This window comes from Streptomyces sp. 8P21H-1, assembly GCF_013302945.1.
On record NZ_JABTYA010000037.1, the window covers coordinates 1 to 3,739 of the forward strand.

Genomic DNA, 3,739 nt, shown 5'->3' on the forward strand with positions numbered 1-3,739 from the left:
GGCCGGACCCCTCCGACGCGGTTCGCCGTGCCCGGCCGGATCGCCGTGAACAACCGTGCCGCGGCCACCTGGCAGCGCGCCGTCCTCACCGACATCCGCCGGGAGACTGCGCGCGCGGCGACCTTCCGGTTCGCCGTGCCGCGCTGGGCGGGCCATCTGCCCGGCCAGCACCTGATGCTCCGGCTGCGCGCGCCGGACGGCTACGTCGCCCAGCGGCACTATTCGATCGCGTCGCCCCCCGACGACCTCGGACACGTCGAGCTCACCCTCGACCACGTCGACGGCGGTGAGGTGTCCGGCTGGTTCCACACGGTCGCGAAGCCCGGTGACGAGGTCGAGCTGCGCGGACCGCTCAGCGGTTTCTTCGCCTGGCCCGGCGACCGGCCCGCCCTGCTCCTCGGCGCCGGGTCCGGTGTCGTACCGCTGATGTCGATGGTCCGTCACCACCGTGCGCGGAACCTGACGGTGCCGCTGCGGCTGCTCGTGTCCGCGCGCGGCCCCGAGGAGCTGATCTACGCGTCCGAGTACGGCGCCGAGACCACCGCGGTGTTCACCCGCGACGCCCCGCCGGGGGTGCCCGTGGGCCGTGTGTCGGCCGCGCAGGTGGAGCGGCTCCTGGCCGACGGGCCGGACGGCGGCTGGGAGGCGTACGTGTGCGGCTCGAACGGGTTCGCCGAGCACGCGTCACGGCTGCTGGTGGACGCGGGCCAGCCGGTGGACCGCATCCGGATCGAACGCTTCGGCTGACCGCTGACCGCTGACCGCTGATCGGCGGCCGCTGACCGGCGGTCGGCGACCGGTCCGGAACCCGCGGGTTCCGGACCGGAGTGGCGCCGCCGTCAGCCGGACCAGGTCCAGTCGGCGACCTCGGGCAGGTCGGTGCCGTGTTCGCGGATCCAGCTCTCGTGGCGGGTCCGCACGTCGGCCATCCGCTGCCGTACGGCGGCGGCGCGCACGGCCAGACCCGGGACGCGGTCGATGACGTCCATGACGAGGCGGTACCGGTCGAGGTCGTTGCGCACGACCATGTCGAACGGGGTCGTGGTGGTGCCCGACTCCCGGTAGCCGCGCACATGGAGGTTGCCGTGGCCGGTGCGCCGGTAGGCCAGCCGGTGGATCAGCCAGGGGTAGCCGTGGTAGGCGAAGATCACCGGCTTGTCCGCGGTGAAGAGGGCGTCGTACTCGGAGTCGGCCATGCCGTCCGGGTGTTCGCCCCGCGGCATCAGCCGGGCGATGTCGACGACGTTGACGACCCGCACGGCCAGGTCGGGCAGATGGGTGCGCAGCAGTGCGGCAGCGGCGATGACCTCCTGGGTGGGCACGTCGCCGGCGCAGGCCAGCACCACGTCCGGTTCGCGTTCCCCGTCCTCCGTCCCGGCCCACTCCCAGATGCCCGCGCCACGGGCGCAGTGGGCGCGGGCCTGCTCCATGGACAGCCAGTCGAAGCAGGGCTGCTTGCCGGCGACGATCACGTTCACGTGGTCGCGGCTGCGCAGGGCCCGGTCCGCGACCGCCAGCAGCGTGTTGGCGTCCGGCGGCAGGTAGGCCCGTACGACCTGCGGGCTCTTGTTGAGGACGTGGTCGACGAAGCCCGGGTCCTGGTGCGAGAAGCCGTTGTGGTCCTGGCGCCAGACGTGCGAGGTGAGCAGGTAGTTGAGGGAGGCCAGCGGTGCCCGCCACGGCAGTTCCCGCGCGGTCTTGAGCCACTTGATGTGCTGGTTGACCATGGAGTCGACGATGTGCACGAACGCCTCGTACGACGAGAACAGCCCGTGCCGTCCGGTGAGGAGGTAGCCCTCCAGCCAGCCCTGGCAGAGGTGTTCGGACAGGACCTCCAGTACGCGGCCGTCGCGGACGAGGTGCTCGTCGGTGTCCTTGATCTCGGCCTGCCATGCCTTGCCCGTGGCCCCGTACAGCGCGCCGAGCCGGTTCGACTCGGTCTCGTCCGGGCCCACGACCCGGAAGTTGCGCCGCTCCGCCGTGTCGGCCATGATCCGGGCCAGCAGGTCGCCGAGGATCCGGGTGGGCTCGTGCATGCTCGCGCCGGGCTTGTCCACGGGGACGGCGAAGTCCTCCAGGCGGGGCATCGGCAGGGCGTTCAGCAGCAGACCGCCGTTGGTGTGCGGGTTCGCGCCGAGCCGGCGGGGGCCTTCGGGCACGCAGTCGAGGACCAGATCGGTGGGGCGGCCCTCGGCGTCGAAGAGTTCCTCGGGGCGGTACGAGCGCAGCCAGTCCTCCAGTTGCCGCAGGTGCTCGGGGTTGTCCCGGACACCGGACAGCGGGACCTGGTGGGAGCGCCACGTCCCCTCGACCGGGTCGCCGTCCACCTCGGCGGGGCCGGTCCAGCCCTTGGGCGTGCGCAGGACGACGACGGGCCAGCGGGGGCGTTCGTACGTCCCGGTCCGGCCCTTCCCGCCGGTGCGGGCCTCCCGCTGGATACGGGCGATGCGGTCCAGCGCCAGGTCCATCGCCCGGGCCAGTTCCCGGTGCACGCGGCGGGGGTCGTCGCCGGACACGTGGAGGGGCTCGTGGCCGTAGCCGCGCAGGAGGTCGTCGAGTTCGGCGCGCGGCAGCCGGGCGAGCACGGTGGGGTTGGCGATCTTGTAGCCGTTGAGGTGCAGGACCGGCAGGACGGCGCCGTCGTGGACCGGGTCGAGGAACTTGTTGGAGTGCCAGGAACCGGCGAGCGGTCCCGTCTCGGCCTCGCCGTCCCCGATCACGCAGGTGACCAGCAGGTCCGGGTTGTCGAAGGCCGCGCCGTACGCGTGGGCGAGCGAGTAGCCCAGCTCGCCGCCCTCGTGGAGGGAGCCCGGGGTCTCGGGGGCGACGTGGCTGGGGACCCCGCCGGGAAAGGAGAACTGCCGGAAGAGGCGCTCCATGCCGGCGGCGTCCCGGGTGATGTCCGGGTACGTCTGCGTGTAGCTGCCCTCCAGCCAGGAGTTGGCGAGGACGGCGGGGCCGCCGTGGCCGGGTCCCCACACGCAGATCGCGTCGAGGTCGCGCTCGGCGACGACCCGGTTGAGGTGGGTGTGCACCAGGTTGAGTCCGGGCGAGGTGCCCCAGTGGCCGAGCAGCCGGGGCTTGATGTGCTCGGGCCGCAAGGGCTCGGTCAGCAGCGGGTTGCCGAGCAGGTAGATCTGACCGACGGCCAGGTAGTTCGCGGCGCGCCAGTGTGCGTCGAGCGCTGCCGTGCGGTCCTTGGCCATGGGGAGGACTCCTGTTCCGATTCCGAGGGGTTCCGGGGATTCCGAGGGGATGAGGACACGGGTTCCACACGGGGCGCCGATCAGTCGTCGCGGCACGCGTACGCCGGTCGTGCGGGGTCGTGCGGGCGGCCCGTGCGGGGTCGTGACGACGCTCGCACCGCAAGCCTTTCGGACGGAAGTGGCGAACCGGCCCCCGAAGGGGTCCGTTCGGCCTCCGCGGGGCACACGGACGGCGTACGACCGTGAGGACGCGGGCGGAAGAGGGGCCGGGCGGCCGGCGGCGCGGCCCAGGGGCGGCGCGGGACGGTCGTGAGGGGCGAGGGAGGCAGGACATGCGCACGCGGGAGAAGCGGACACGGCAGCAGCTGGTGCGGAAGCAGCGGCACAATCCGCTGCGCCGCCGCTCGGACGTGGTGGAGGCGTGGACCGCCCTGGTCGTCGCGGTGCTGCTGTGCGCGGGCGCGCCGCTGGCCGGGCTCGGCGTGGGCTGGTGGGCGTACGACGGGGCGCGCGACACCGCGGCCGTGCAGCGG

At 73.2% G+C, this 3,739-nt stretch carries 2 protein-coding genes and 1 pseudogene; 2 read left to right on the forward strand and 1 reads right to left on the reverse strand.

Annotated features, from left to right (window positions below):
* A partial coding sequence (locus HO151_RS00840) for a ferredoxin reductase (protein ID WP_217422746.1) occupies positions 1 to 747 on the forward strand: 747 nt, incomplete at its 5' end.
* 92 nt (positions 748 to 839) lie between these two features.
* On the opposite strand, the gene HO151_RS00845 is transcribed toward HO151_RS00840, so the two are convergent.
* Positions 840 to 3,206: a phosphoketolase gene (locus tag HO151_RS00845; protein WP_173894223.1), complete on the reverse strand. Its 2,367-nt coding sequence runs from the start codon at positions 3,204 to 3,206 to the stop codon at positions 840 to 842.
* A gap of 332 nt (positions 3,207 to 3,538) precedes the next feature.
* Here HO151_RS00845 and HO151_RS00850 point away from each other — a divergent pair.
* Positions 3,539 to 3,739: pseudogene (locus HO151_RS00850) on the forward strand (hypothetical protein); the annotation flags it as partial.

Excerpts from the sequence above, each read along its gene's own strand:
- HO151_RS00845 (WP_173894223.1), bottom strand. The coding sequence starts at position 3,206 with ATGGCCAAGGACCGCACGGCAGCGCTCGACGCACACTGGCGCGCCGCG.